Annotated in this window: 19 protein-coding genes and 5 pseudogenes; 14 read left to right on the top strand and 10 right to left on the bottom strand. The window is 60.9% G+C overall.

From position 1 onward, the window contains the following. Positions 1-24: 24 nt before the first annotated feature. Positions 25-942: pseudogene (tnpC, locus tag CTP10_RS32450) on the top strand (IS66 family transposase); the annotation flags it as partial. A gap of 29 nt (positions 943-971) precedes the next feature. Here tnpC and CTP10_RS32445 read toward each other — a convergent pair. Further along, positions 972-2,114: pseudogene (locus CTP10_RS32445) on the bottom strand (IS3 family transposase); the annotation flags it as partial. Positions 2,115-2,218: 104 nt separating this feature from the next. Between CTP10_RS32445 and CTP10_RS32440 the strand changes: the two are divergent. Beyond that, the gene (locus tag CTP10_RS32440; protein ID WP_116324093.1) at positions 2,219-3,442 is read left to right on the top strand and encodes an ISL3 family transposase; all 1,224 of its coding nucleotides are present in this window, start codon (positions 2,219-2,221) and stop codon (positions 3,440-3,442) included. 5 nt (positions 3,443-3,447) lie between these two features. Here the strand turns inward: CTP10_RS32440 and CTP10_RS32435 are convergent. Further along, a pseudogene (locus CTP10_RS32435) lies at positions 3,448-3,885 on the bottom strand (transposase); the annotation flags it as partial. A gap of 64 nt (positions 3,886-3,949) precedes the next feature. Here CTP10_RS32435 and CTP10_RS41355 point away from each other — a divergent pair. After that, a pseudogene (locus tag CTP10_RS41355) lies at positions 3,950-4,054 on the top strand (IS66 family transposase); the annotation flags it as partial. Between the two features lie 95 nt (positions 4,055-4,149). On the opposite strand, the gene CTP10_RS32425 reads toward CTP10_RS41355, so the two are convergent. Genes CTP10_RS32425 through CTP10_RS32415 form a run of 3 tightly spaced genes read right to left on the bottom strand, consistent with a single transcriptional unit; the run spans position 4,150 to position 6,928 of the window. Further along, positions 4,150-5,166: a site-specific integrase gene (locus CTP10_RS32425; RefSeq protein ID WP_116324049.1), complete on the bottom strand. Its 1,017-nt coding sequence runs from the start codon at positions 5,164-5,166 to the stop codon at positions 4,150-4,152. Then, complete coding sequence (locus CTP10_RS32420; RefSeq protein ID WP_116324050.1) at positions 5,163-6,131, bottom strand: tyrosine-type recombinase/integrase; 969 nt, start codon at positions 6,129-6,131, stop codon at positions 5,163-5,165. The genes CTP10_RS32425 and CTP10_RS32420 overlap by 4 nt, the downstream gene beginning before the upstream one ends. After that, positions 6,128-6,928 carry a site-specific integrase gene (locus tag CTP10_RS32415; RefSeq protein ID WP_271815750.1) on the bottom strand — a complete coding sequence of 267 codons (801 nt, stop codon included), beginning with the start codon at positions 6,926-6,928 and terminating at the stop codon, positions 6,128-6,130. Before CTP10_RS32415 ends, CTP10_RS32420 begins: the two co-directional genes overlap by 4 nt. Positions 6,929-8,167: 1,239 nt before the next feature. On the opposite strand from CTP10_RS32415, the pseudogene CTP10_RS32410 reads away from it, so the two are divergent. Next, positions 8,168-8,743: pseudogene (locus tag CTP10_RS32410) on the top strand (IS66 family transposase); the annotation flags it as partial. Positions 8,744-9,609: 866 nt separating this feature from the next. On the opposite strand, the gene CTP10_RS32405 reads toward CTP10_RS32410, so the two are convergent. Continuing rightward, positions 9,610-9,927, bottom strand: a complete 318-nt coding sequence (locus tag CTP10_RS32405) for an H-NS histone family protein (protein ID WP_116323107.1) — start codon at positions 9,925-9,927, stop codon at positions 9,610-9,612. 489 nt (positions 9,928-10,416) lie between these two features. On the opposite strand from CTP10_RS32405, the gene CTP10_RS32400 reads away from it, so the two are divergent. Then, positions 10,417-10,665, top strand: coding sequence for a hypothetical protein (locus CTP10_RS32400; RefSeq protein WP_233528398.1), 249 nt, complete (start codon positions 10,417-10,419; stop codon positions 10,663-10,665). A gap of 91 nt (positions 10,666-10,756) precedes the next feature. Here CTP10_RS32400 and CTP10_RS32395 read toward each other — a convergent pair whose 3' ends face one another. Together CTP10_RS32395 and CTP10_RS32390 are read right to left on the bottom strand one after the other, a co-directional pair. Then, positions 10,757-11,128 carry a type II toxin-antitoxin system VapC family toxin gene (locus CTP10_RS32395; protein WP_116323108.1) on the bottom strand — a complete coding sequence of 124 codons (372 nt, stop codon included), beginning with the start codon at positions 11,126-11,128 and terminating at the stop codon, positions 10,757-10,759. Continuing rightward, positions 11,125-11,322, bottom strand: coding sequence for a type II toxin-antitoxin system VapB family antitoxin (locus CTP10_RS32390; RefSeq protein WP_022540311.1), 198 nt, complete (start codon positions 11,320-11,322; stop codon positions 11,125-11,127). Before CTP10_RS32390 ends, CTP10_RS32395 begins: the two co-directional genes overlap by 4 nt. A 1,118-nt stretch (positions 11,323-12,440) precedes the next feature. On the opposite strand from CTP10_RS32390, the gene wecB reads away from it, so the two are divergent. The 8 genes from wecB to CTP10_RS32350 all read left to right on the top strand — a co-directional run bounded on the left by wecB (position 12,441) and on the right by CTP10_RS32350 (position 21,618). Then, entirely contained in the window at positions 12,441-13,625 is a 1,185-nt protein-coding gene (wecB, locus tag CTP10_RS32385) for a non-hydrolyzing UDP-N-acetylglucosamine 2-epimerase (protein ID WP_116323109.1), read from the top strand. Between the two features lie 94 nt (positions 13,626-13,719). Next, positions 13,720-14,088: a hypothetical protein gene (locus CTP10_RS32380; protein WP_116323110.1), complete on the top strand. Its 369-nt coding sequence runs from the start codon at positions 13,720-13,722 to the stop codon at positions 14,086-14,088. Between the two features lie 146 nt (positions 14,089-14,234). After that, the gene (locus CTP10_RS32375) at positions 14,235-16,022 is read left to right on the top strand and encodes a hypothetical protein (RefSeq protein WP_442875262.1); all 1,788 of its coding nucleotides are present in this window, start codon (positions 14,235-14,237) and stop codon (positions 16,020-16,022) included. A 90-nt stretch (positions 16,023-16,112) separates the two neighbouring features. Then, a complete protein-coding gene (locus CTP10_RS32370) occupies positions 16,113-17,687 on the top strand; it encodes a glycosyltransferase family 2 protein (RefSeq protein WP_233528399.1) in 1,575 nt (524 codons plus the stop codon). Between the two features lie 2 nt (positions 17,688-17,689). After that, entirely contained in the window at positions 17,690-18,778 is a 1,089-nt protein-coding gene (locus CTP10_RS32365) for a hypothetical protein (RefSeq protein WP_116323112.1), read from the top strand. Positions 18,779-18,793: 15 nt separating this feature from the next. Further along, complete coding sequence (locus CTP10_RS32360; protein ID WP_233528400.1) at positions 18,794-19,798, top strand: hypothetical protein; 1,005 nt, start codon at positions 18,794-18,796, stop codon at positions 19,796-19,798. A 108-nt stretch (positions 19,799-19,906) separates the two neighbouring features. Continuing rightward, positions 19,907-20,815, top strand: coding sequence for a YaiO family outer membrane beta-barrel protein (locus tag CTP10_RS32355; RefSeq protein WP_233528401.1), 909 nt, complete (start codon positions 19,907-19,909; stop codon positions 20,813-20,815). Positions 20,816-20,817: 2 nt separating this feature from the next. Continuing rightward, the gene (locus CTP10_RS32350) at positions 20,818-21,618 is read left to right on the top strand and encodes a hypothetical protein (RefSeq protein WP_116323115.1); all 801 of its coding nucleotides are present in this window, start codon (positions 20,818-20,820) and stop codon (positions 21,616-21,618) included. An 879-nt stretch (positions 21,619-22,497) separates the two neighbouring features. On the opposite strand, the gene CTP10_RS32345 is transcribed toward CTP10_RS32350, so the two are convergent. Together CTP10_RS32345 and CTP10_RS32340 are read right to left on the bottom strand one after the other, a co-directional pair. After that, entirely contained in the window at positions 22,498-23,334 is an 837-nt protein-coding gene (locus CTP10_RS32345) for an enoyl-CoA hydratase/isomerase family protein (protein WP_116323116.1), read from the bottom strand. A gap of 13 nt (positions 23,335-23,347) precedes the next feature. Continuing rightward, entirely contained in the window at positions 23,348-24,322 is a 975-nt protein-coding gene (locus CTP10_RS32340) for an NAD(P)H-dependent flavin oxidoreductase (RefSeq protein WP_116323117.1), read from the bottom strand. A 383-nt stretch (positions 24,323-24,705) separates the two neighbouring features. Between CTP10_RS32340 and CTP10_RS32335 the strand changes: the two genes are divergently transcribed. After that, positions 24,706-24,927: a DUF2188 domain-containing protein gene (locus CTP10_RS32335; RefSeq protein ID WP_116323118.1), complete on the top strand. Its 222-nt coding sequence runs from the start codon at positions 24,706-24,708 to the stop codon at positions 24,925-24,927. Positions 24,928-25,345 lie beyond the last annotated feature (418 nt).

Raw genomic sequence — 25,345 nt, 5'->3', positions numbered from 1 at the left:
AGTAGCTGCACTATCGTGTTCAGCATGAATGAACACGACTTCTCGCGATTGCCGCCGGCCGCCCAGGCCTATATCCGCGAACTCGAAGCGCGGGCTGCCACCAACGCCCAGCACATCGCCGAGCTGACGGAGCGCATCAAGCTCCTCGAAGAGCAGTTCCGCCTCGCACAGTCCAAACGCTTCGCACCGAGCAGCGAGAAGCTCAAGGACCGCGTGTTCGATGAAGCTGAGCAGATGGCTGCCACGGCCCTGTCGGACGATCAGGATGACGCGTTCGCGCTTCCGGACACGGGGTTGCCGGAACCTGATAGGCCTGCAGGCGGCAAACGCGGACGCAAGCCGCTGCCGGCGGAGTTACCGCGCCAGCGCATCGAGTACGACCTGACTGAAGACCAGAAGATCTGCCCATGCTGTCAGGGCTCGATGCACCGCATGGGCGAGGAGGTCAGCGAACAGTTGCACATCGAAGCAAAGGTCTCGGTACTGCAGCACGTACGCTTCAAATACGCGTGTCGGCACTGCGATCGCAATGCCGAGCGCACGCCGGTGTTGACCGCGCCGATGCCAGCCCAACCACTGCCGGGCAGCAACGCAAGCCCGGCAATGCTGGCGACGGTGACTATCGGCAAGTACGTTGACGGCACGCCGCTGTACCGCATGGAGGATGCGCTGGGGCGCGCTGGGATCGGGGTTGGCCGTGGCACGCTGGCGAACTGGATCATTCGCCCCGCACAATTGCACTACAGCCGTCTGTACGAGGCGCTACGCCGCACGCTGCTGTCGCAGCCGCTGATCCATGCCGATGAGACGACGGTGCAGGTGCTCAAGGAAGAAGGCAAGACCGCGCAGAGCAAATCGTATATGTGGGTCTACCGCAGCGCGGAGGACTGCGAGCATCCGGTGGTGCTGTTCGACTACCAGCCGGGGCGCGGACAGGAGTACGGCGCGCGTCAAGGTAGATGTCGCCTCATTCATGCAGCCAAACGCTGGTTTTCGGCTCCTGGCTTGATACCACCGGTGGGCACGGCAATCTCGCGCTCCGGATTGAGCGTGACCGTGTCGATTGGCGACCAGTCGCGCGTGTGTCGTGACCAGCGACGCGGGTTGCAGTCACGAGCCTGAACATAGAGCGCGTGGCGCGCGGCCAGAATCTTGTTGTCCTCTCCGGCATGGCGCTGTGCCGGGCTCACGTAGCGGATGCCGCTGTGCCGGTGCTCATGGTTGTACCAGTGGACGAAGTGGGCCGCCCACGTACGTGCCGTGACCAGATCGGCAAAGCCTGTAGACGGGAACTCCGGCCGGTACTTGGCCGTGCGGAACAGGCTTTCCACGAAGGCGTTATCGTCGCTCACCCGCGGACGCGAGTACGAGGGCTTGACGCCCAGCCAGTGCAACATCGCCAACACCGTGGTGGCCTTGAGCGTGGCGCCGTTGTCACCGTGCAGCACCGGCTTGGCCGCCATGGCGTGAATGCCCTCGGCCAGCGCTGTGCGTTTGACCAGATGCGCCGCGTGGTCGGCGTCGTCGCGGTCGTGGACCTCGAAGCCCACGATTTTGCGGCTGTACACGTCCAGGATGAGGTACAGATAAAACCAGCGCCCGGCGACCTCGGCCGGCAAATACGTCATGTCCCAGCACCACAGTTGGCGCGGCCCCGTGGCCACGTGCGTGGTGGGCGGACGGCGCTGGCGCGGCGCCTTAGCGCGTCCTCGATGCCGGGTCTGCCCATGGGCGCGCAGCACCCGACCGAAGCTCGATTCGCTGGCCAGGTAGACACCCTCGTCGGCCAGCATCGGTACGATGCGCGCCGGCGGCATGTCGGCGAAGCGCGGCTCGTTGGCAACGGCCAGAATGCGTTCGCGCTCCTCAATGCTCAGCGCATGCGCGGGCGTGGGCCGTTCGGCCCCGGGGCGGCGGTCGCCGACCACCAGGCCATCGTGGGCCTTCCAGCGTTGCAGAGTGCGCACGGTTATGCCAGCTACCTCGCACGCCAGGCGCAGGCGAGCGCCGCCTGCATGCGCGGTTTCGATATGGCGGACCATCGTGTGGCGATCTTCCAGGCCGATCATGCGTCCTCGTCCTTGTCCTTCGGGAAGATGCCCTCTAGCTTTTTTGAGGTTCTTCGCCGATCTGCGTGATCGTTTAGAAACAAAAAGGGCCAACCGCCCACCACTGGTATCTTGGAGTTGCGACACAACAAGAATCAGGAAGGTGGAGGTTGGCCCCACGCGATTGTATGGCCCAGCTCGGCTGCTGGGAAGGCTATCGCTTACGCGATAGCTGGGAGGAGACCCGTAATGGGCAGCGTTTTTGCATCATCCGGCTGGAACCCAAGGCACGTCGGAGGCGGTGCTGCGATGGCTGTGGTCGAGGTGTTAGCAGTATCCACGACCGAGTGGAGCGGCGCGTGCGGGATCTTCCGGTGTTCGAGATTCCGGTAGAGCTGGTCGTGCCGCGGCTTCGTCTAGCTTGCCGGCGATGTGGCCCGAAGCTGGAGCGCCTGGACTGGCTCGCGCCCTATGCGCGGGTCACGACGCGGTTAGCGGCCAGCGTAGCGCGACTATGCAAGGTTATGTCGTTGCGCCATGTCGCGGGCTTCTACCGGTTGGCCTGGACCACGGTCAAGCGCATCGATCTGCGCCATCTCGAGCGGGAATTGGGGCCGGTCGATCTGAGCGGGGTCACGGTGATCGCGATGGACGAGTTTGCGATCCAGAAGGGCCATCGCTATGCCACAGTCATCGTCGAGCCGTCGAGCAAGCGGGTACTCTGGGTCGGGCGCGGTCGCTCCCGAGAGGAAATCCGGCCCTTCTTCAAGCTGCTTGGCCCTGAAGGCTGTGCCCGGCTTCGCGCCGCGGTGATGGACATGAATACCGCCTACGACCTTGAAGTGCGGATGCACTGCCCGCAAGCGGAGGTTGTCTATGACCTGTTCCACGTGGTGGCCAAGTACGGCCGTGAGGTCATCGACCGCGTCAGGGTGGATGAGGCTAATCGGCTGCGCGGCGACAAGACCGCCCGTAAGGTGGTCAAGTCATCTCGCTGGTTGCTGCTGCGCAATCGGGAGAACGTCACGCGTGAGGCCGATCAGATCCGGCTTGAGGAAATACTGGCGGCCAACAAGGCGCTGATGACCGTCTACGTGCTCAAGGACGACCTCAAGACGCTTTGGGCATATCGGCATCCCGGCTACGCCAGGCGCTTCTGGCATGAGTGGTACGGCCGAGCCATGGCCAGCGGCATCGCCCCACTATGTCTCTTCGCCAAACGGCTCAAGCCATACCTGCCAGGCATCCTCGCCCACAGCCGCTGGCCACTGGGGACCAATCTGGTGGAAGGCATCAACAACCGGATCAAGGTCATCAAACGCATGGCCTACGGCTTCCGCGATGACTATTACTTCTTCCTGAAAATCCGGGCAGCCTTCCCCGGAAATCGGTGAAGAACCTTTTTTGAGAGTATCAGCAGGGCGGCGGCTTCAGCCAGCGCCTTCTCCTTGCGGCGCAGCTCGCGTTCGAGTTCCTTGATGCGGCGCCGATCGGCCTTCGTCTCGCGAGGGGTGGCGCGCGCATCCTCGGGCTCCGCCAGCGCCTGCGTGGCGGCAGCACGCCACTGCTCCAACTCCTGCGGATACACACCGTTCTCACGGCACCAGGCGTTCTTGCTGGCCTCGTCCATCGCAGCCGTCGCCAGCACCGCCTCAAACCTGGCCGCCGCTGTCCATGCCCGCTCGCGAGCGGGCATGGACATAGCGTCCGCACGCCAGCGCTCCAGCGTGGCCACTGCCACACCCAGTTCCCTTGCAACCACTTCCACCGCCGCACTCTCCGGCGGTAACAACCGCGCTACCGCCCGGTCCTTGAAATCCTTCCCGTAACGAGCCACTTCTCTCTCTCATCGCCCCCAGGGTTCAAATTCTATAGGGGCGACATCTATTCTGCCGCGGGGGGAGTATCCGCAGGCGTTCCTCGCCGGCTACGAGGGCATGCAGATGACCGATGGCTACAGTGCCTGGCGCACACTCGAAGGCGTCACGCACTTCGGCTGCCTAGCGCAGTATCCCGAGTACGGTTTTATGCTGAGCATCGAGCGGTCGACGCTTTTACGTAGACTTCGGATGCTCCTGCGTCACCACATAAATCTTATCGCTTACAGCGAACTCAGAAACGCGAGAAGGTCGGGTTTCGGTTTCCATGATCTCGCATGAGCAGGCTCGATCCCAGCATGCTGCCAGAACATTTCCAGGGCATCGCGCTTCATCTGAAGGTTTGTCTCGATGTAGCGTCCGGTTGTCGCAATGCTCGCATGACCAAGATAGTCGCGAATCACCGGCAAGGCGTTACCCGATTGCAGCAATCCGACAGCACAACTGTGCCTCAGTACATGTGGCGTGACCCGCTTATGAGCGAGCGCAGGCAGTTCCCGAGCCGCGGCTTGCACGTGCCGGCGCAGAATGTAGGCAATCCCATCACGACTTAGCGCTTCTCCATGGCGATTGAGAAAAACATGAGGCTGTGTGCCCGGATGGTTGATCGTTCCTAGCCGGCGAAGCGCATCGGCAGTCTCGCGCCACAACGGCAGGAGTCGATCCTTGCGACCTTTACCGTGGAGCCGGACCTGCCGTGGAGAGGCTAGTTGCAGGTCGTTCCAGCAAAGACCCGCCGCTTCACTGACACGCGCGCCGGTATTGTAGAGAAACAGCAGTAATGCGTAGTCGCGATGCCCACGAATGGTCTTTGTGTTGGGCGTTGCAAGAATCGCACGGACTTCATCAGCTTCCAAATAGGTCGCCGGCTGATGTCGTGCCTTCTTTGCCGGAATTGCGAGCGCTCCGGCATACTGATGCGAGTGAACGATGTCTGTGCGCAGCAGGTGTTTGAAGAAGCTTCGAATAGCGGTACGTCGACAGTTGCGCGTTGCCACCGAGTTTGACCGGTCCGTCTCGAGATGAAGGAGGAATCGGGAAACCGTTGCAGCATTCATGTCACCAAGATCAATAGCCGAAACGCTGCACCCCTTGTTCGTCGCGACGAACTCAAAGAAAAGCTTCAGGGCATCGCGATAGGCGCGCACCGTATGGATGCTAGCACCGCGCGCGCGTTGCAGGTAATCGGCAAAGAACGACTCGACCCGAATGAACAAGGCCGCGGATGGTGCATTCTTCATTCTGGACTATGCGCATGGCGCAGATGATTCTGGAGCTGTCTGCTGGCGAGATCCAGCAGTTGTGGTGTCGCCTTCAGGTAGACCTCTGTACCGAGCACGTCCTGATGACCGAGATAGGCAGATAGTAAGGGTAGCTTTGCGTGGACATCCACTCCGGTAGATGCCCATGCCGTGAGACGATGCACCGCGAAGGCGTGGCGGAACTCGTACGGTCTCGGTCCGATCCTGCCGGCGGGTGGTTTGATCGCCAATTGCCGAAGCAACCGCCGAATTGCCTCCGATGCGGACTTCACCGTAAGTGGTGTGCCGTCCAGACGAATGAACAACGCTTGCGGTTCTTTGACGCGACGATTCCGAAGGAGCTGTCGACGTGCCTCCAGGTATTGATGCAGCTCCCTGGCCAGATCCGGGCGAAACGCCACGATGCGGGATCGCCCTTTACTGTGCGACACCAGGAACGTGTTGCGGCGGAGATCTACGTCCTCCATATTCAGGTGGACCGCTTCTCCCAGTCGCAGGCCAGTGCAGTAAAGCACCAGCATCAATGCGCGAAACATTGGCCCCCAAATCCAGCGACCGCGATGGCTGCTCGCCGCATGCAGGAGCCGAAGCACTTCTTCATGCGAGAAGATGTACGGGAGAAACGGCGATTCCTTGACTGGCGCGAGCGCATGTTCGGGAACATATCCGCGCGGATCGGTGCGGCGCCTGTAAAGGCACAACTGGCGGACCACCCCGAATTCCTGGCTCACCGTGACGGCCTTGCGTCCGGCGACGCGCGACGACCATCTCCGGATAGCCTCATCAAGTGCCACGGTCTGCTCGCCCCATTGTTCGGCAATGAACAGCACGAAGCCGTTGAGCACAAACTCGCCGCGGTGATATTGCACGCCCATGGCACGCCGGAAGTTCAGAAAGTTCGCTGCATCACGGGCCAGCCCTCTCGCTGTCACAAGCGTTCTCATGATGGCACCGGCAGTGAAACGTCCCGCAACGACTCCGTTGCAATGCGTACGTATGCAGAAATGGAATCCGGGTCGCGATGGCCAAGAATATCGGAGACTACCCGCGGGTCCGCACCAAGGTCAATTTGACGTGATGCGTTGGAGTGACGCAGCACGTGGCTGCCGAGGTAAGTAGCTGTCAAGCCGGCCACGGTGGCATGCTTGACCACGATGTGCCTGACAGCGGACGCGCAACTCAGAGGGGCGAATGGCAACTTGCACTGAAGAAATAGATAGCGGGTCGTTGCGTGTGGTGGTCTTCCGTCGCGAAGATAGAGAGCCAGTGCCCTCGCGACGGCCGGCAGCAGCGGTAACGTGAAGGCCGTTCCGGTCTTCGGTCGAATCACCCGAAACGTGGCGGCGCTCCAGTTGATATCGTCAAGTCGCAGCCCGATCACTTCGCCGGCGCCGAAGCCATAGGTGCTCATCATTAGCAGTATCGCGTAGTCGCGCAGACCACACGGATTTGACCGGCTAACGGCATGGAGCAACCGCTGCACATCCTCCCACGGCAGCGCCCGACGTGGACGCTCATACTTTGGCTGTACGGGCGCTATTACTGAATCGGCGAGATTGCGCCGGCTGCGAGCGGTGGCAATCAGAAAGCGCGCGAAAGACCGGATGCTGCCAGCGATGTCGGCCGTCGTGGTACGGGCGTATCGATGACTGCAGTCAACGAGAAACGTATCGATATCAACCAGAGTCATGGAGCGCCACGTCTGACCGCACTTGCGAAGATGCTCCAGAAAATAGCCCATGTGGATCAGCCTCTTGTGCACAGTCGTCTGCGGGCTGCCGCGATGTGCTATGAGGTGATCCGTGTATGCGCGCAGTACCCCCGTCGCAGGGCAACTGGCAACCGGCGCAACCCGCCAGGGCGGCGCTTCCCTTCCGAGCACGCAATAAACACGATTCAATGCGTGAACCGCAGTCCTAGCGTTCGCCGCTGCGTCGGGACCTATATCATGCCGTCGGGAATACCAATCGACGAAGCGACGTGCACCATAGAGAGTCAACTGGGCTTGCTCGTGCAGTCCGCGCTGGTCGCAATATGCCCTGAAGCGCCTGATCCACCGGAGATACACGTAGGCACTGCCGTCCTTTACGGAGCGGTCGTCACGCCACACGTGGATGATCTCGCTCGTCGTCGGGGACGGCCTGGATCGGCGTGTATCGGTCGGATCAAGCTGCATAATGTTTGCTCAAAGTTGACCGCTGCAGCGTAGATCGGCTCGCGCCTCCCGTCAGGCCCCGTGTCTTGTTGGTCAAGCGCAGGACGGATCCACACGCCTCGCTGCAATCTCAGAAAACCCAGCGGTGCCGGTAGTTCGCTGAGTATCTGTGGTGGGAGCGCATGCCTCAACTCCAGTAGCGTCCGGTACGGGCTGGCTTCGCCGGGCATGCGGCACCTTTGCGGCATGCTCGGCGTTGGCAGTTGCAGGGAAGATACCGCATGCAGCGCTGCTTCAACCGCGCGTACCCTGCGGCGCAACCAACGTACAGCCGACGGCAAACTCACGTCGTCCCGCCGTAGCGCATCGGCAGCGGCCTCCATGCTGCGCACATGCGGCAAGCTTGCGACGGCGGCGTCGATCGAGGCAAGCAGACCCGGCAGCCTTGCGGCGAGAAAATCAGGCAGGAGACTGAAAGTTCGGTGTCCCTGAGGACAGTACCACCTGGCAATGCGCATCCCTGATGGTGCCGCACGCCGATAGGTGCCATGGCGAGCAAACGAGCAACCGCCAGAGGGATGCAACGGACAACGGTCCAAACGCGCGATGAGCCATTCGCGATTCGCGACGTAGCTCTCGGCACTCGATACCGTTCGCAGTGGGATCTGCATGTTCACCGCCCAGACGCCGTACATGCATAGCGTCCAGACAGATAATATGCCGAGTTGTTTGGCCCTTCAAACTCGTCCGTTGGCGCCCGAACGGCGCTCACCCCACATAAAACGGTACTCGGGATACTGAGCGGTATCTGGAGCTCCAGATACGGCGCACTCAAGGAGGATGTTCGTTGATGCGCAAAAAGGTCAAAAGAAGCCCAGCGCCCGAGTGGGAAAGGCCCTCGAGTACTTCAAGGCCCTGTATCAGGTCGAGACGCTCGCCAAGGAAGATCTGCCCGATGGCGAAACGCGCGCCAACTACACGTATCGGCTGCGCCAGCAGCACAGCGTACCGTTGCTGAAAGCCTTCAAGGCGTGGCTGGATGAGCAGGCGCCACAGGTGCTGCCGGAAAGCCTCCTGGGCAAGGCCATCGCCTACACGCGCAACCAGTGGGAATACCTGAGTCGATATGCGATCGAGGGACGGGCGCCGGTGGATAACAACGCGGTGGAACGTGACATTCGGCCATTCTGTACAGGTCGAAAGGCATGGCTCTTCGCAGACACGGTGGCTGGCGCGAAGGCAAGCGCCATGATCTATAGCCTCATGCTTACGTGCCGCGCCAGTGACGTCGAGCCATATGCCTATCTGCTCCACGTGCTCACAGAGCTGCCAAAGCGAACGCCAGACGCTGACATTAGCGACCTGTTGCCGTTCAACTTCGCCCCGCCGCATCCTGCCTGAACAAGTTCATCGCACGCAAGGTGTGCAGAAACTAGCGCTTACGGAAGATCGACTTTGCAAGATCCAGCCCATATGTCGTAGCATTCATTTGGGCTCTCCTTACCTCAAGTGATGGTTCGGATCTTCACTTTGGCACATCGATGCCGTCGGTCAAGCGATAGCCCCTCATCGTGGAACCCCGCTAGCGCTACTGGCGGGCGGTGTTCATTCCATCTCCCCTCACTCGCCTTGCGGCGCCGGCGAATGCCGGAAAGGAAGGGGATTCCTGAGCTTCGCAACTCAGGTTCCTGCTTCGCTGCGGACTGCCTAAGCGGGATGTTCCGTGGTGCCAGGGAGACCGCGCCAAACTGGGACCGTACGAGACAGGCTCAGGAATCACGTCGGCATAGCTCCCGATGACGCACGCCGACATGGCTTGCGCACTGTCATAAGGCTATCATGCGCAAAATGACCATACGGAGGTAGCTATGGGTCAAACAGTCGAAGCCCGCCCGCGCAAGGCCACTAACATGACGTTGCCCGCTGACTGAGGGGCGAAAGCGGCTTTAATTCAGATTTAGAGCTTGCTTATCGGACCCTATGATATCGGGGCAGTCCTGCTACCGCCCGCATTCACCGTCCCTCGGCATGCGGGCACTTTTTTGGTGAGTCCGCGCGGAGGAGAACTCATTGGGCAGGTCCATTGCCTAGCAAGGGCGACGGGGTCATACTGAGAACGGGTAACGTATCCATTACCCGATTTCTTTATGGACGTTCCGCGGCTCTCTGCTACCGGCTCGAGAGCCGCCCTTTTTGCGCGCCGATCACTCAGAGATGGGCCGGCTTCATGACGGACCTGCCGTAGTCGTCAACGGCTCCGGCGCGTGTCATTCAACCTGCTCGATAAGGAAACGCTCGGGCCGCTTGCCCAGCCACGCCGGCGTCCGGCCGCGACCCGACCAGGTTTTTCCGGTCTTGGGATCCATGTACTTTGGCGGCAGCGGAGTTTTCTCCGTGCCAGCGGATGCTGCACCGGCAGGCCGGCCGCGACGACGCCGAGGCGCCACATCTTCGGGCGAGAGATTATACCGAATCATCAATTCGCGGATCTGTTCGATAACACCAGCGACCTCAGTCGAACGCGCCTCTGCGATCCGCGCTTCCAAAGCTTCCTTTTGCTCCAGTAGTTGCTGATACGTTGCCATTTTTGCCTCCAATTTTTTTGATCACTATTGACTTATACGCACTCCATCGACGGCCTGCAAGGTATTCATTCTCTTGAAGAATGGCAGCGGCATCGTTTAGTGCCGTGTCTGGTCACGGTCCCTGGGGCCGAGGCGGATTTCGCAGAACGGTGTGACTGAAGATCTCGCGGCTTTATGGTGGGCGCCGTGAGTCGGACGCGGCATCAACGGATTAGGTCCGCTGCTCTAACCAGGCATGTGCTAGAGCCCCCCCAAAGCCGGAGCTTAGGGGAGAAATGGACTTACTGAAAAAAATTCGATGAGCAATACACCTATCGCAAGCTGGGAGTTGCCAAGAAAAATCGCAATTTGCGCCAAGAACGCTTGACAGGTGACGAGGTCCGCTTGGCTCTGAAGCCCCTGTCCGATCTGTTCGCTACGCTTAACCTTGCATAATCCGACAACAGAAAAAGGACCGCTCGTGCGCAGCGTTATGGCGAAATCCCTCCAATGAGCCAAAGCCCCGTATGGGTATTTTCCGGAAGACGTCTCGCCCTCCAATTTGTCGCACAAGAGTTGCCTGAGCGTTACGATCAAGTTGAAGAATTCTTCCGCCGGCAAGGGGCTTACGCGCGCTTTAAGGATCTGGTGGAGCGCGAAGGCATTCTCGAAATCTGGTATTCCTTTGAAGCCGACTCTGTCGAAAGAGCTCTGAGGCAATGGTGTGCCGAAAACGGGCTGGAGATTCTGGAGTCGTAGGCGCCGCTTCGACATGCCGCAAGGTCTGGCCGAAAAGGGTGACCCTCCAGAAATTCAGGCAATGCAGTGACCAGCGCGCCAGACTGTTTATCTAGTGCGCAAGCACCGCGCCGAGATTAAGTTCATCGGCAACCTTCTTCAATCGCTTGTCGTGCGTCCAGATGGTGATGCCTGGTTGTAGGCGCGCGGACGCCAGGAGTGACGTGTCGATATATCCTATTCCACGATTGAACAACCCTTCGCGCTCGATCAAATAAAACGTCTCCTCCGGCGTCGCAACTGGCGCGCGTGGCAGATCGAGCAACGCGCCAAGCACGACGTCACGGTCACGCAGACTACCGAGCGAAATCTCGCCTATCACATAGGGATGAGCCAGCACACGCTCCTCGGCAAGCAGGCTAATCAGCATAGGATCAGAAGCGTTGATGTGGTCAATCCAGACCGACGTGTCGACCAGAATCATTCGATGTCCTGCCGGCGACGCGGTGCCCCCTTGATGCCCGGTTGGCTACCGCCAAGATTCGCGAGTCGTTTCGCGGCTTCACGCTGGATCAAGGCCTTTAGTGCTTCGCGCACGAGTGCCGTTTTCTCCTCCAGGCCCGTATAGGCTTGAGCCTTGGCGATCAAGTCGTCATCAAGCGCAATAGTCGTACGCATGGAAATCTCCGTAAGTATGCACAAATTATAGCATCATTTGATGACAAATTTAGTGCATTGTAATGTATTTTAATGGGCGCTTTGCCGCCACCGCCCCGCGACACAGACGAGATCCAAGCTTATCCGCTGTCGAAGCTATCCGATGCGGCGAACTCCACCGATTGCCCTGCATTGACCGCCCGCCGCAGCTAGGCGGGCATCTCGCCCTGCCCGTCCCAGCTCTGCCCCTCGGCGTTGCGGTCGCCCAACTCCGCCTGCACCGTGTCCACGTGTGCACCGCTTTCCACTGCGCTGCTCGGCGCTGGCGAGCCGATCGGCGACCGCCGCGGACTGCGCCTCAATCCGGGCGCGGACTTCGGCCTGCGCCTCGGCCGCGTCGCGGGCCCCGCTGCGCGCCGCCAGTTCGGCGCGCAACTCTTCGGCGGTGCGATCCGCTCGTTTCTTCTTGCGTGCGGATACTTGTATTGCTTGCATATTATTGCGATTAATTTTTATTTATATCTAATATAGACACCTTTTCATTCGTGAAACCGATTCGGTTGATTGCCGCATGCGCACATTCGGGTGATCCCTTCCCTCGAATGGATGGGTGCCGTGACCAAACCAACTGCGTCAAGTGCTTACTTTCCCCCCTTTTGTCTTAAGCCTTTTGGCTATTTCGGTCTCTCGTCCTGCAACAGTCCCGCTGTTTGCGACCTAAAAGACCGCTTTCCCCTGTGCATCGAAGTCCCTAATGTGAAGCACCCTCACTAGAAGGGTTGCGTTTCGCACGCAGCAAAGTGCGCTTGCCGATCCCGCCGCTCAACCGCCCTATGATCCACTTTCATGCGCTGCGGCGGTGCATCGTGCTGTAGCAGCCACATCTGTGCGCCAGCATACGGACGCCGCGAATAAAAGCCGTTGTTACGGCTTTGCAACCACATTTATGACAGGCGGCCCCGTCGCTCAGGTCCAAATGTCCTAGAACCCGCATGAATTCAGGAATTGCCCACGGGTGGCACAGCCATCGCTATCCGTTTCCCCGCGCGATGAAACACACCAGCGCTTAATGCGGCAGGCCCGCGGCCCAAACTTCGACCGCGACCGTCTGGCACCCAACAGCAAGACGAGAGACTGACATGCCAAAGAACATCCTCGCTGTATTCGGGACCCGGCCCGAAGCTATCAAGATGGCGCCGCTTATTCATTCCCTCCAAGCATCCGACGGATTCACGTTGCGTGTATGCGTGACTGGTCAGCACCGCCATATGCTGGACCAGGTGCTTCGGCTGTTTGGGATCGTCCCGGACTTCGACCTTAACGTGCTCAGCCAAGGTCAGACTCTGGCCGACATCACCACACGAGTACTCAGCGGCGTGCATGAGGTGCTGGACCGGTTTCTGCCGGATGCCATGCTGGTGCATGGGGATACGACTACCACGCTTGCTGCCACGCTCGCCGCGTTTTATCGAAACGTGGCAGTCGGGCACGTTGAAGCGGGCTTGCGCACCGGAAACCTCAGCGCACCATGGCCCGAGGAGATGAACCGCCGTGTCACCGACGTGATGGCAGCGTGGCACTTCGCGCCGACGCAGCAAGCGCAGGAAACCCTGCTACGCGAAGGCGTCGACCCGAGCCGCATCAGCCTAACCGGCAATACCGGGATCGATGCGCTGCTGCAGGTCAAACGCCGGTTGGACACGGATGTCGAGATGCAGCGCGAACTCGCCGGCCGGTACCCTTTCCTTGATCCTTCCAGGCGCCTGATTCTGGTGACCGGGCATCGCCGAGAGAACTTTGGGGCGCCCTTCAAGCGGCTGTTCACTGCGTTGCGCACGCTGGCGGACCGCAACCCCGACATCCAAATCGTCTATCCGGTGCACCTTAATCCGCAGGTGCGCGAGCCTGTGCAGGCGCTGCTAACAGGCCATCAAAACATCCATCTGATAGAGCCTCAGGACTACCTTCCCTTTGTCTTCCTGATGTCCCGTGCCTGCCTGATCGTCACTGACTCAGGCGGAATCCAAGAAGAAGCGCCGGCGTTGGGAAAGCCAGTGCTGGTGACACGGGAAACCACAGAACGGCCGGAGGCCGTCGCGGCTGGTACTGCCCGACTTGTCGGTACCGACCCGGCGCGCCTCATCGCCGCAGCGGAGCAACTGCTGAACGATCCCGATGAGTACGCCTGCATGTCGCGGGCGCACAACCCGTTTGGTGACGGGCGAGCGAGCGAACGCATTGTGTTAGCGCTACAAGGCAAGCGCCAGCAGGCGGATCTGCGATGCGGCGAAACGATAAACCTTAGCGGGGTTGTGAGTTCATAGGCAGCCGGCCATGGTCAACAAAGTGATACCAGTGCGCCCAGCGGAACGCCGCAACGCCTGCGGCTCGCTGGACGCTCTCTGCAGGAGCAAGGCAATGAATCATTCACGTATTGCATGGGTGACAACTAACGCTCGGCTTGTAGCAGGGGCCGCAGCGTTGTTCGCCGCCAGTATCCTGACATCGGCCAATGCCCTCGCCGCCTTGACCGAGGAAGCTGCTACAGCCGCTTCAGCGCCCCCGCTCTACCTTCCGGCAAGCCCGACGAATCCCGGCGGCCTGAAAGGCTACGATCACAGCTTCCAGATGGATCTTGCGTTCGAAGCGCACAGCGTGGGCAAGAACAAGGCGATCAAGGACAAGGCGAAAGCCAAGAAGCCAAAGACTGCTGTGAGTGGGCCCAAGGTAAAAAGCGGCGCTTATACACCCGCACCCGCACCCGCAGCGGAAGCGGAGCTCCAATGATGTTCCAGAACGTGCGGATGGCGAGCCCTTCCGCTTTGACGATGACGCGCCAGCTGGCCGTTCGGCCCTGTACCGCAATCTGACAATCCTCTCGCTGGGAGAAGATCGTGCACTGCAAATCTCATCCGCTCTTGCAGCGAAGCAGTTTGTTGGTCATCCAGTTTCTGCTGGCACTGGCGTTGACTTTGCCGGTCATAGCGCATGCCGCCACCAACCAGATCGCGCTGCTGATACCCGACGAACTCGCTCTTCCTGACCCGCGCGTTTCGGCCTGGCTGGATGCGGCTCAGGAAGAAGGCTTGAAGATCACCGTCATCAACGACACGCAGTTCCAGCAAGGCACGACAACCGCGCAGTTCTCCGGCGTGATCCTGCCGGATCAGGTGCACGTCAACGCCAGCGACGCGCTGATCGCAGCGCTGGAGACCTACGCCAGCCAGGGCGGGAACCTGATGCTAGTCTACGATTTCGGCGCACTGACCACGACCGGCTTTTACGCTGCTCAGCGCAGCCGCCTAAGCAATCTTGCTGGGGTCGACTACGTACTGTACGACCAGTTGCTCGGCAATATGATTGGCCTGGGGCCGGTCACCGGGCTGAGCAGCACGCTTAGGACCATCCAGGTTCCGCCCGGCAAATCAATGGTGTGGAGCCCATCCACCACCGATCCCGTGGAAGGCATCTCGGGATACGTCTATGGGTTTCTGATCTATCCGAGTTTCGTGACGCAGGGCACATACACCGGCACGGCACTGCTGACGTCACCAAACTTCGGACTCGTGGCAGGGCTGCGCAGCTTTGGCTCGGGCCGCGTGCTGTTTATCAACACGCCGCTCGCCTACCTGAAGGGCCAGACCGACGGCATGTTGATGCACGGTTTCCTGCGCTACTTTGGAAGCAACTTGATGAAGATGCCGCGGCTCTCTGCGCAACCGAAGGCGCGCGGCGGAATGGTGCTGAACATGCATTTTTGCGCCGGAGACCAGATCGCCCCCGCCAATAAGATGAAGGGCTGGGGCACCTTCAACAACGGCCCCTTCTCCATCTCCGTAACTGCTGGTTCCGACCAGATCACCTTTGGCGATGCAAAAGGCATCAACCTGTCGCAGAATGCGACGGCGCAGCAGCTCGTTCAATACCTTGTGTCCAAAGGACACAAGGTGGGTAGTCATGGCGGATGGATCCATGACTACTGGGGCGGCAATGCCAGCGAGGGGAATCAGGCAACCTTCGAGCAGTACCTGGTGATGAACAAGCAGAGCGTTGAAGGCGTGACAGGGCAAGCTGCGAAGGAGTACGCCGCGCCGGAAGGTAATACGCCCCAATGGTCTGTCAATTGGCTCGAGGCCAATGGCAACAACGGCTACTACTTCCTTGGCCATACGGGCATGGCACCGACTCGCAGCTACCGTAATGGCGCGCTCTCGAACGAGACCATTCGCGCCTTCCCGGTGATGCCGTTCGGCCAGTATGCGACATTTGAGGAGTTCGAGGAATTCAATGTGCCAGCGTCCAGCATCACCGCCTGGTATCGCCAGCTCATTGATTTCGTGGTCAAGAATCGAACGAGCCGCCTGATCTACATGCATCCGCTCGGAGCGGTCGACTACCCGACGGTGCTTAGTGCGCTCTTCAACCGGGCTGCGTCCCAGGCCTCGCTCGGGCGCTTCAGCTGGTACACGATGGACACGCTCGCGCAGTTTAGCCAAAGGCGCCAGCAGACCATCTGGCAGGCTACCGACATGGGCAATGCCTGGACAATCCAGGCCAGCCATCCGAGCGATCTGACCGATATGGCTTGGGTGCTGCCCCGATCAGCCTATACCCAGCCCGTGGTGACGCAGGGCCTTGGCATCGTGACCTGGGATGCCAACAACTGGATCGTCACATCGCTGGGCGGCACCTCCCTGGCTTTCGTCAGCGGGAAGTTATAGCGCGCAGGAGCCGGCCGCGCCCCGGGGTGGGTGCGCAGCCGGCGCATCGGCAACAAGCGAACGTGCCAACCCGCATTAGCGGAACTAATCATGCGCCTACCGTACCGGCTGCTGCTGTCCCTTAGTGGGAAACTCTTCCTTGTCGTACTCGCCTCGCAAGTGCAGGCCATGGACCTCCTCGGCCATGGTACCGCGCTTGTGCAGGCAGCCAACGCCCCCGAAGCCGCAGCGAGAGCCCTATCCAGCGTCGCGGAACGCACCACCGACAAGCCTGTCGATGCCACTGTGGCACTTGCGATGGTGCAAACAGACTCTCTGGAAGGCGCCGAGTCTGCCGAGCCGTCCTTGCGCCCGCATGGCTGGACTACGCCGACTCTCCAGCGCCAAGCCCCCGATGGCACGCTGGATAGCGTGGCGGCCCTGACCACTCTGCTCCTGATGATCGTGGGGTTGGTGCTGTTCTATGCCGTGCGGCATTACCTATTTACGCTCAACCGCCTGCTTGGCAGGCAGCGTCACCCATACCTTGACATTGATATCGCGTGCTGGCCGACGCTGACTGTCATGATCGCCGCGCACAACGAAGAGGCGGTCATTGCGGGATCGCTGGAGTGCCTGTTGCGTGCCGATTACCCTACCGACCGTCTCACGCTTATGCCTGTCAATGACCGCTCCAGCGATCGCACGCGCGAGATCATCGACGACTTTGTGGCCAAGTACCCCGGGCGCATCACCCCGTTCCACCGCACTGGCGGCAAGCCGGGGAAGGCGGCCGCGTTGAAGGATGCAAGCGCAGAGGTCGCTAGCGAGATCGTCGTCGTGTTCGATGCCGACTACCTGCCCCCAGTAGCGCTGTTGAAGCAACTGGTGGCACCTTTCTTTGATCCTGAGGTCGGTGCGACGATGGGCCGCGTAGTGCCGATGAACCTTGGCAGCAACCTGCTGACGCGATTGCTCGACCTGGAGCGCTCCGGCGGCTACCAGGTTGACCAGCAGGCGCGGATGAATCTGAACCTGGTGCCCCAGTACGGTGGCACGGTGGGGGGCATCCGGATGCGGGCATTGCACAGTGCCGGCGGCTGGCACGACGACGTGCTGGCCGAGGACACCGACCTGACCTACCGGCTGCTGCTGTCGGATTGGAAGACGGTGTACCAGAACTGGTCCGAGTGCTACGAAGAGGTGCCGGAAACTTGGCCCGTGCGGGTACGGCAGATCATGCGCTGGACTAAGGGGCACAACCAGGCGCTCTATCGCCATGGGTGGAGGATGGCGACGTGTCGGCACCACGGCCTGCTGGAAAAGCTCGACGGTGTCGCGCTCCTTGGCATCTATATGATGGCGCCGCTGATGCTGTTTGGCTGGCTGTTGGCGATTCTGCTGTTCTATGCTGGCGGCCTGCCGCTGCTAGGTACAGCTGTGCTGCTGTTCGCGCTGATGTCATACGGCACGCTTGGCAATTTCGCCGCCTTCTTCGAGATCGCAGCGGCCGTGTATCTGGATGGCAGCCGCGAGCGCATCCGCCTGCTGCCGCTGAACTATTTTGGCTTCCTGGTAAGCGTCCTCGCCGTGTCGCGCGCAATTGTGGACCAGATCGTCTTTGACTACCTGCTGCGCCGCGAACTGCGTTGGGACAAGACTATCCGCTATCGACAGCGGAGTTGAACATGTGGCCCCTGCTGCTTGCCGCGCTGACCTTGCTCACCTTCATGCTGCCGCTGTTGCCGGCAATACTGGAATGGCGGCGCAGGCGTGACATCCGACCACTTCCCATCGATGGTGAGCACACCTTGGACGTGGCTGCAGTGGCGGCCGGGTTCCGCTCCATGATTGAGCGCCAGGACGATCTCTCTTTCCAACGCGGCATGGAGCATCCGGTCAGTTCGCTGCGGCCCGTCGCACATGTGACGAACACCTTCGAGCCGACCGCGGCGCAGATCGCGACAGGCGTGTGCGCGCAGACCCTAGTCGCCCGTGGTGCCCTGTCGCTGCCTGACGGCTATACTTTTGCCCGCGATATCTTCGGCCAAGACGGCATTTGCACCGGGCGTAAGAATCGGGTCCAGGCACTGCTGTCGGATGGCGTGATCGTGCTGCGCGAGGGCAGCGAATTGAACCGGTGGGCGCACGCGCGCAGCGTGCGAGTGGAGCCGCAATGCCAACTGCTCGGCCCCCTTTGCGCACTGCATGCCGTCCACATCGACGACGATTGCCGCTTTGCTTCGGTGAGCGCACCGGTGATTCGGTTCGGGCCGGCCGAGCCGATACGGGGTGGAGACAGCCGCACGAAAGGCGCTGCGCAACCGGCGCCACGCGAGGCCTCTGCAACCCCGCTTGAGCCGGCGGAGGCCCGCGATGGCCGCTGGCTCGTCACGCACGACCTCCGGTTGCCGGCCGACAGCCTGTATCTGGGCGATCTGGTGGTGCACGGCAACCTTTGGCTCGGGACGGGTACACGTATCGGAGGTAGCGTCAAGGCCAGCGGCAGCATATGGCTGCAAGCGCAGGTGCGCATCGACGGCGCACTGGTCGCCGCCGACGCAATCACAGTTGGCGACACCTGCAGCGTCGCCGGGCCAATGGCGGCCGAGCGCGAGATCGCCGTCAGTGCGCACAGTGTGATTGGTGCCGCGGCGCAGCCGACCACTGTCGTGGCACCGGTACTCCGGGTGCAGGTTGGCGCGGTGATCCATGGCGCGGTCTGCGCGCTGGAGGAAGGGCGGGTCGTTTCCACGGGCGTCGCACCCACCGATTGATGCGCTTCCGACACCATGAAAACCTTGCTTGTCCTGCTTCTAATGCTCACTGCCCAGTGCCACCAGATGGCCACCTGCGCCGAACTGTCGCTACGGGGCTACCAGCGCGCGGACGGCGCGATCACCACCTACTTTGAGGGCGACTCCGTCGACCCCTATTTTGCATCCAAGGCACTGCTGGCAGCCCAGGACGCTGGCATGTCCACGACATCCGCCGCAGGCCGGTGGATCGCCTGGCTGCTGCCGCACCAGCACACCGACGGCCGATTCGATCGCTATTGCATGAAGGCCCAGCGGCTCGTTTCCTGCCAGCCCGCCGATGCCGACGATGCCATGATGGCAGCATGGATGGAACTGCTTGTGCGGTCGGCACCGCCACAGGGATTGCCGCCTGCCTGGCAGGGAAGTTTCGACAAGGCCAGCAAGTACCTGGAAACGCTGCGCGACAAGCGCACCGGTGTCTACCACATCTCGGCTGCCCTCCCAGTGGCGTTGCTGATGGACAACGTTGAGATCTCCAGCGCCTTCAAGGCAGCCGGCCGCTATCGCCAGCGCCTCGGGGACAATGCGGGCGCCGCCGCCTGGATGCACAAGGCCCAGCACCTCGACCAGGACATCCTAAGGGTATTCTGGCACGCAAGCCGGGGCTACCTGGTCAGTACCCAGCCGCGCAACCAGACCGAGTTCTATCCCGACACGGTAGCGCAAATATTTCCCATCCTTGCCGACATCCAGCCCACCAGCCACCCTCATGCTGCTGCGTACGGCGCCTGGATGAAGCAGAACCGCATGACATGGCTGCAGATGTCTGAAGTAGATTTCCCGTGGGGACTGGTGGCCCTTGTCGCCGACAAGATGAACGACAAGGACGCGATCGCATGCTGGAGGACACGCTCGATCCAGTTCCGGCACGGAAGCCACTGGAATGCCCTGGAAGAAGCGCTGTACCTTGCGTTCGACGCACGCCTGACACCTGAACAGGCCCTGGCGCCGCCGCCGACAGGCGTGCGGTGCCGCTGAGCGGCGGCATGAGCGTCGTGGAGATGAGCGCTGGCGAACGCTGAGCATGCGTGCTGTCGCGCAACACAAGGGACTCGGCATCGACTTCTGACCGCGAAGCGGTGTATCGTGAAAAAGCTGTTACCGGGCCGGTGGGTCCTGAAGGATCCTTCGCTCGCGATCGACTGGAACGACAGGATACGCATGGTGAAGCTCTCGCAAACCGGAACGCCCGGCGCATACGCGCTGGCCTGGCTGCTGGCAATGTCAGCGGCGACAGATGCGAGCGCGCAGGCTGAAGCCACGCCGCCACGGACCTTCGTTCCCTTGCTCACGGGGTTCGTGGAAGGCGGGATTGGCCATGCCAACCTTACCGGCAACAACGCCAACTGGAATGACCAGTACCTGCGCGGCGGCGTGCACTTGACACCCAAGGACTACGTCACCGGTGAAATCAGCCACCAGAGCCATTTCGATGACCAGGGCACCTTCTTCGGCCTTGGCTACACCCGCACCTTTGACGAGAACTGGTATGCCTTCCTGAGCGCCGGCACTAGCGCGGGCGGCTTCTTCCTGCCGGAATTCCGGCTCGATGGCGCGTTATTTCGCAAGCTACTGGAAAAAAAGAACCTGGTGGCCAGTGTCGGCTTCACCTATTACCGGGCCAAGGAAGTCTATACGGACAAGACGTTGTTGCTCGGTTTGACCTACTACTTCGACGCTCCGTGGATCATCCAGCTCGGGGCAAGGCTGAATCGAAGCGATCCAGGCAATGTCCGCTCCAACCGCGGCATCATCGCCGTCATCTATGGCCGCGACAAGGACCAGTACATTACGCTGAAATACGACGGCGGCAGCGAAGCCTACCAGCTGACTGGCGAGCAGTCGCTGCTGAGCGATTTCACCAGCCACGAGGTCTCGCTAAACTGGCGCAAATGGTTCACCAAGCGCTACGGCATGAACCTGCGCGCCGTGTACTACGACAACCCGTCTTACAAGCGCAAGCAGGCAGAGATAGGATTCTTCGTCGAGTTCTAGCCATGGCACACGATCCTGGTGACGCGAAACCTGCCCCGGACAAGAGCGACGCACTCGGACTTTCGGTATTGGCCCTGGCCAGACACCGGTCGCGGGATCGCCTGACGCTGTCCCGGTCAACGCTTGTTGGCATCTTACTGGTGCCCGTGGCATTCAATCTGGCCGAATGGGGGCTCAGCGACCGCCTGAGCGCCAGTTGGGCCAAGGTGCTAGCCTTCTGGCTCGACAAGTTGCACATCGATGGCACGGTCGTCGAACGCACCACGCCGCTCGTGTGGTTCGACGTCACCCTGCCCTACCTGGATGTCGCCGTTAACGCGCCGGATTCACAGACGTGGTTGGCGACGTTTGTCATCACGCTCGCCGCCGGCGTGCTGGTGCCGCGCATAAATGATCAGTACCTACCTCTTCGGTATTTCCTGCTATTCGCGGTATTCATCCAGGTCACGGCCCTGCTGTACTTCGCAGTAGCGCCGCAGAGCTTCCCGTACACGGTGAGCGGCTATGTTGACAACGGTATCAAAACTTCCGCCGGGTTCTTGCTGCTGCTGCCTTGGGGGCATGCGCTCGTCTATTACATTTTCGATTTTTCTTGGTCCAAGAAAGCCTTTCTCACGGTGCTGAGCATCGCCTTTGTCGTGCTCGCTGTGCCGCTGCAGATGACGTTGCATGTGTACCTACTATCGTGCTGTTCATTGTTGATGATGCCGCTGTTGTCCTTTGTGTTCGGCCCTACGATGATTGTATTCGGATGCATTGCCCTTTATGGGTGGGCAATGAGCTGGGAGCGCAAGGCCCGGTGAGCTTGCCTCGGTATCACAAGCGCTGAGAACGCAGAGGCAGAGCGACCATTCGTGTCAATGATCCAAGGTGTCGCAGGAGATCCGCAGGTAACCCGGATTACTAGGCTCAGACGTAAACAAGGGCGTAAATGAACCTCACTGTCACCACAGAGCATCCCATTCCTAACGTGAAGGACTTGTATCCCTCGATGACGCTCTTTGCGCGCCTGGAATCAATAAGCCTCAACCAGTACGTAGCGAGTGGAGGTTGGGCGCCAAGCATTGAGGCCGCCACGAACCCAAGTCAATCCATCTCGGCACTCGACTCTCGTGAATATCGCCTCTTTCGCGTAGGCCCTGAGCATTCAAGAGGGTACCAGCTCGTGCAAGCGATACCTAATCGCCCCATTCCACACAGAATTGTGCCGCGATAGCCTATCCCCTCCCGCCAGACCTGTATTAGATAGCATCGATAAGCGCAACGTTATCGTGCCTTATCGTCGCGTCCCGGTACGCGGCCTTTACGATCCCCCTGCTCCCCTCACTTCATCAAGGCGCTACTGCCACAAACTGGCGATTCGAAATGGAGGTAGCGGGCGCAAGGAGCGGCCATACTCCGGGGATGGCTGGCCTGGCCCAAGTAGGCGAAAAAAAAAGCGGCCAAATTGCGACGTAGCAAGTTGCTCAACATCAGACCACTGCAGCGGCCCCCGCAGGCCCGCGCACGTCTACCATATCGGTCAGGAGGACTACTGGCACCGTCACCCAAGCTCCAGATAGCATCGCCAATGCCGCAGTAGCCGTGGCAGGAGAAAACTCCGACCAATTGGCCGGAGCTTCACTCGCAGCGGCGGGATCCGTCCCGCGCCACGAGCAGAGCCAGGCATGGGGATGCAGCGACTATTTTGCTGCGACGCGGTCCCAGTCGAAGCGCCCCGGCTCACCGGCAATGAAGCGCTGCAGCGCGTCCCTGTGGAACGGCGTGGTGGTGGCCACGGCCTGTGCATTGGATTCGAGTTCGACGAACGCGGCGTAGGACGACTCGAAGGCGCTGTTGAGCATGCGCTTGGTCATTCCGAGGGTCGGGCCAGGGCCATCAAGGAAGCGCCGCGCAAACTGCCGGGCCTGCTCCATCAGCGTCTCGGGCGGATAGATGGAATGCACGATGCCCACGTTCTTTGCCTCCTCGACGCTGATGCGGCGCGCGGTCAGCATCATGTCCTTGGCCGTCGCCATGCCGACCACGCGCGGCAGAAAATACGCGGCGGCCATGTCCGGAACCATGCCGACCTTGGCGAACGACATGCCAAAAAACGCGCAGGACGATGCGAGCACGAAATCCGCAACAAGTGCCAGACCCATGCCGGCACCCACGGCGGGACCGTCCACAGCGGCGATGACGGGAACCTGCAGGTCACGAAGCCGGCTGACCCACTGGTGCAGCACGAGCACGCGGCGACGCGTCGCGTCTGGCATGTTCTGCGGGGCCTGCGGGTTGTCGACGCGGTCCTTCATGCCCCGGAGGTCGCCTCCCGCGCTGAACACGCCGTCCGCGCCGGTGATGATCAGCGCGCGGATGCTTGCGTCGCCTTCCACATAGTCAAGCATATCCATGTAGTCCTCGCGCAACGCCAGAGACAGTGGATTGCGCCGCCGTGGCTGTGTATGCGTGAACTCCGCGATGCCGTCCCTGATGTCGAGCCGCGACTCGCGCAAGGTGATGATTTCTGATTGCATATCGTGGTCCTCCTCAGGCGGCGAACCGGCCGAGCGACGCCTGCACGGCGCTGCGACACTCCGCCACCATGCGCGCGACCAGTTCCTCGCACGTCGGGATGTCGTCGATCAGAGCGACTGCCTGGCTGGCACAGATCAGCCCGGCGGTCATATCACCGGACTCCAGGGCCTGACGTCCGCGTGGCCCCGCCAGCAAGTGCGCGAGGTCTTTGTAGGTCGCACCACCGGGGCGATGCTCCATCGCTAGCACTTCGTCCGAGACTACCGTACGGAAGTAGCGGGCGGTATGGCCGAGCGTCCGCTTGATCAGAATCGAGTCGAGTTCCGAGCCCTTGATCAGCGTCTGCTTCACGTTCTCGTGGGTGTCGCATTCCTGGGTGAGCGTGAAGCGCGTGCCGACGTTCACACCCTCGGCGCCCAACACGAGCGCCGCCGCCATGGCGCGCCCGCCCCAGATACCGCCCGAGGCAATGACCGGGATCTTCACGGCCCGCACGGTCGCTGGAATCATGACCATGCTGCCTACATCGCCGTCCCCGATATGACCGGCGGCCTCAAAGCTATCGATCGAGATCACGTCCACGCCCAGACGTTCTGCGGCCTGCGCGTGCCGCACCGACGTGCACTTGTGAATGACGGTGACGCCCGCCGACTTGAACGCATCGATCACGGGACGCGGGTTGTTGCCTGCCGTTTCGACGATCTTCACGCCGCTGTCGACGATGGCGGCCACCCAGTCGTCGTAAGTCACGCCCTTGGCGGCGAATGACAGAGTAAGGTTCACGCCGAACGGCTTGCCAGTCAGCTCGCGCGTGCGCTCGATCTCGCGTCGCAGCTCGTCCGGCGTGGCCTGGGTGCGCGCGGTCACCATACCCAGTGCGCCGGCGTTGGATACCGCAGCGGCGAGCCTGGCGCGACCAATCCACTGCATGCCGCCCTTGACGATCGGATACCGGATGCCCAGCAACTCGGTGAGACGTGTCTTCACGTTCGCTCTCTATGTTGAAAACATGACTTCACGATAGTCCTACCGACCGGAGAACTGCCCCCCCACTGCGGGTTGGAAATACTGTCGGTGCGGAGCATATCGCTTCGCAGTGCCGCGGAGGCAACCTAGGCGGCATCGCACACGGCCCGGACGGGCAGATCCGAGAGCGCAACTCTTTCGACAACGATCCGCGCAGCATCAAGGGATAGCGACCTGCAATACCGAACCGGTACGGGCGGACGAGAGTACTCTTTCCGTAGGTTTGCGCGCTTGCTTCCCCACTTTTGCCATCGTGATTCACGAAAGTAAGAAGGCACCCGACAGCCGTAGTCGCGAAAGGCTTCTACACCGTAGTTATGGACCTGTAGGAGCGAGGTGACAAAATGAATGTTGCGACTGTTCAAGTAATTCCGGCGGATGAGGGGCAGTGGAAGGTCGAAGGCGACGAAAGCGAAGACCGGACGACATATTCCACTCGCGCCGAAGCCATCGCCGCTGGCGTTCATATGGCCCTCGAGAACGAGGCTGTACTCTTAATTCTGAGCCGCACACGCGAGCGAAGGGAGCTTGATTTCAAGGATTGCGGCATCGCATCTCAGCACTAAGCCGAACATGCCGATCACGCATGTTGTAATCTTCGGAGCGATCTGCGGTCGTTGGTACGTTTCTCCCATCCTTCACGATGGCGCGAAAGGAGGAGCGACAGGGTTCGATAGCCTCGGAGCCGCGGAAACTCACGTAAGACGCAAGTTTCCCGGGGCCGAGGTGATAAGAGGCGGGGCGCTCGCGTTACCCAACGATCAGGCCAAACTTCGTAAGGTTACCGGCTGAAGAGCGCCGAGCCACTACCGATGGCTCCAACTCGCGTCACACGCGCGGCGAAATTGCTAAGCCATCGCCGCATACCTGCTATGCCAAGGCCTCGTGCATTTCGGCCCAGCGCAGTTGCGGCTAACCGTGACTCGCCGGAGCTGGCAAAAGCGCAACGGCGGTAGCCGGCCAATTACGGTCATTGCAATAAGG

Source organism: Cupriavidus sp. P-10 (genome assembly GCF_003402535.2).
In the GTDB taxonomy this organism is placed as follows: domain Bacteria; phylum Pseudomonadota; class Gammaproteobacteria; order Burkholderiales; family Burkholderiaceae; genus Cupriavidus.
This window is presented reverse-complemented; position numbering and strand designations above follow the sequence as displayed.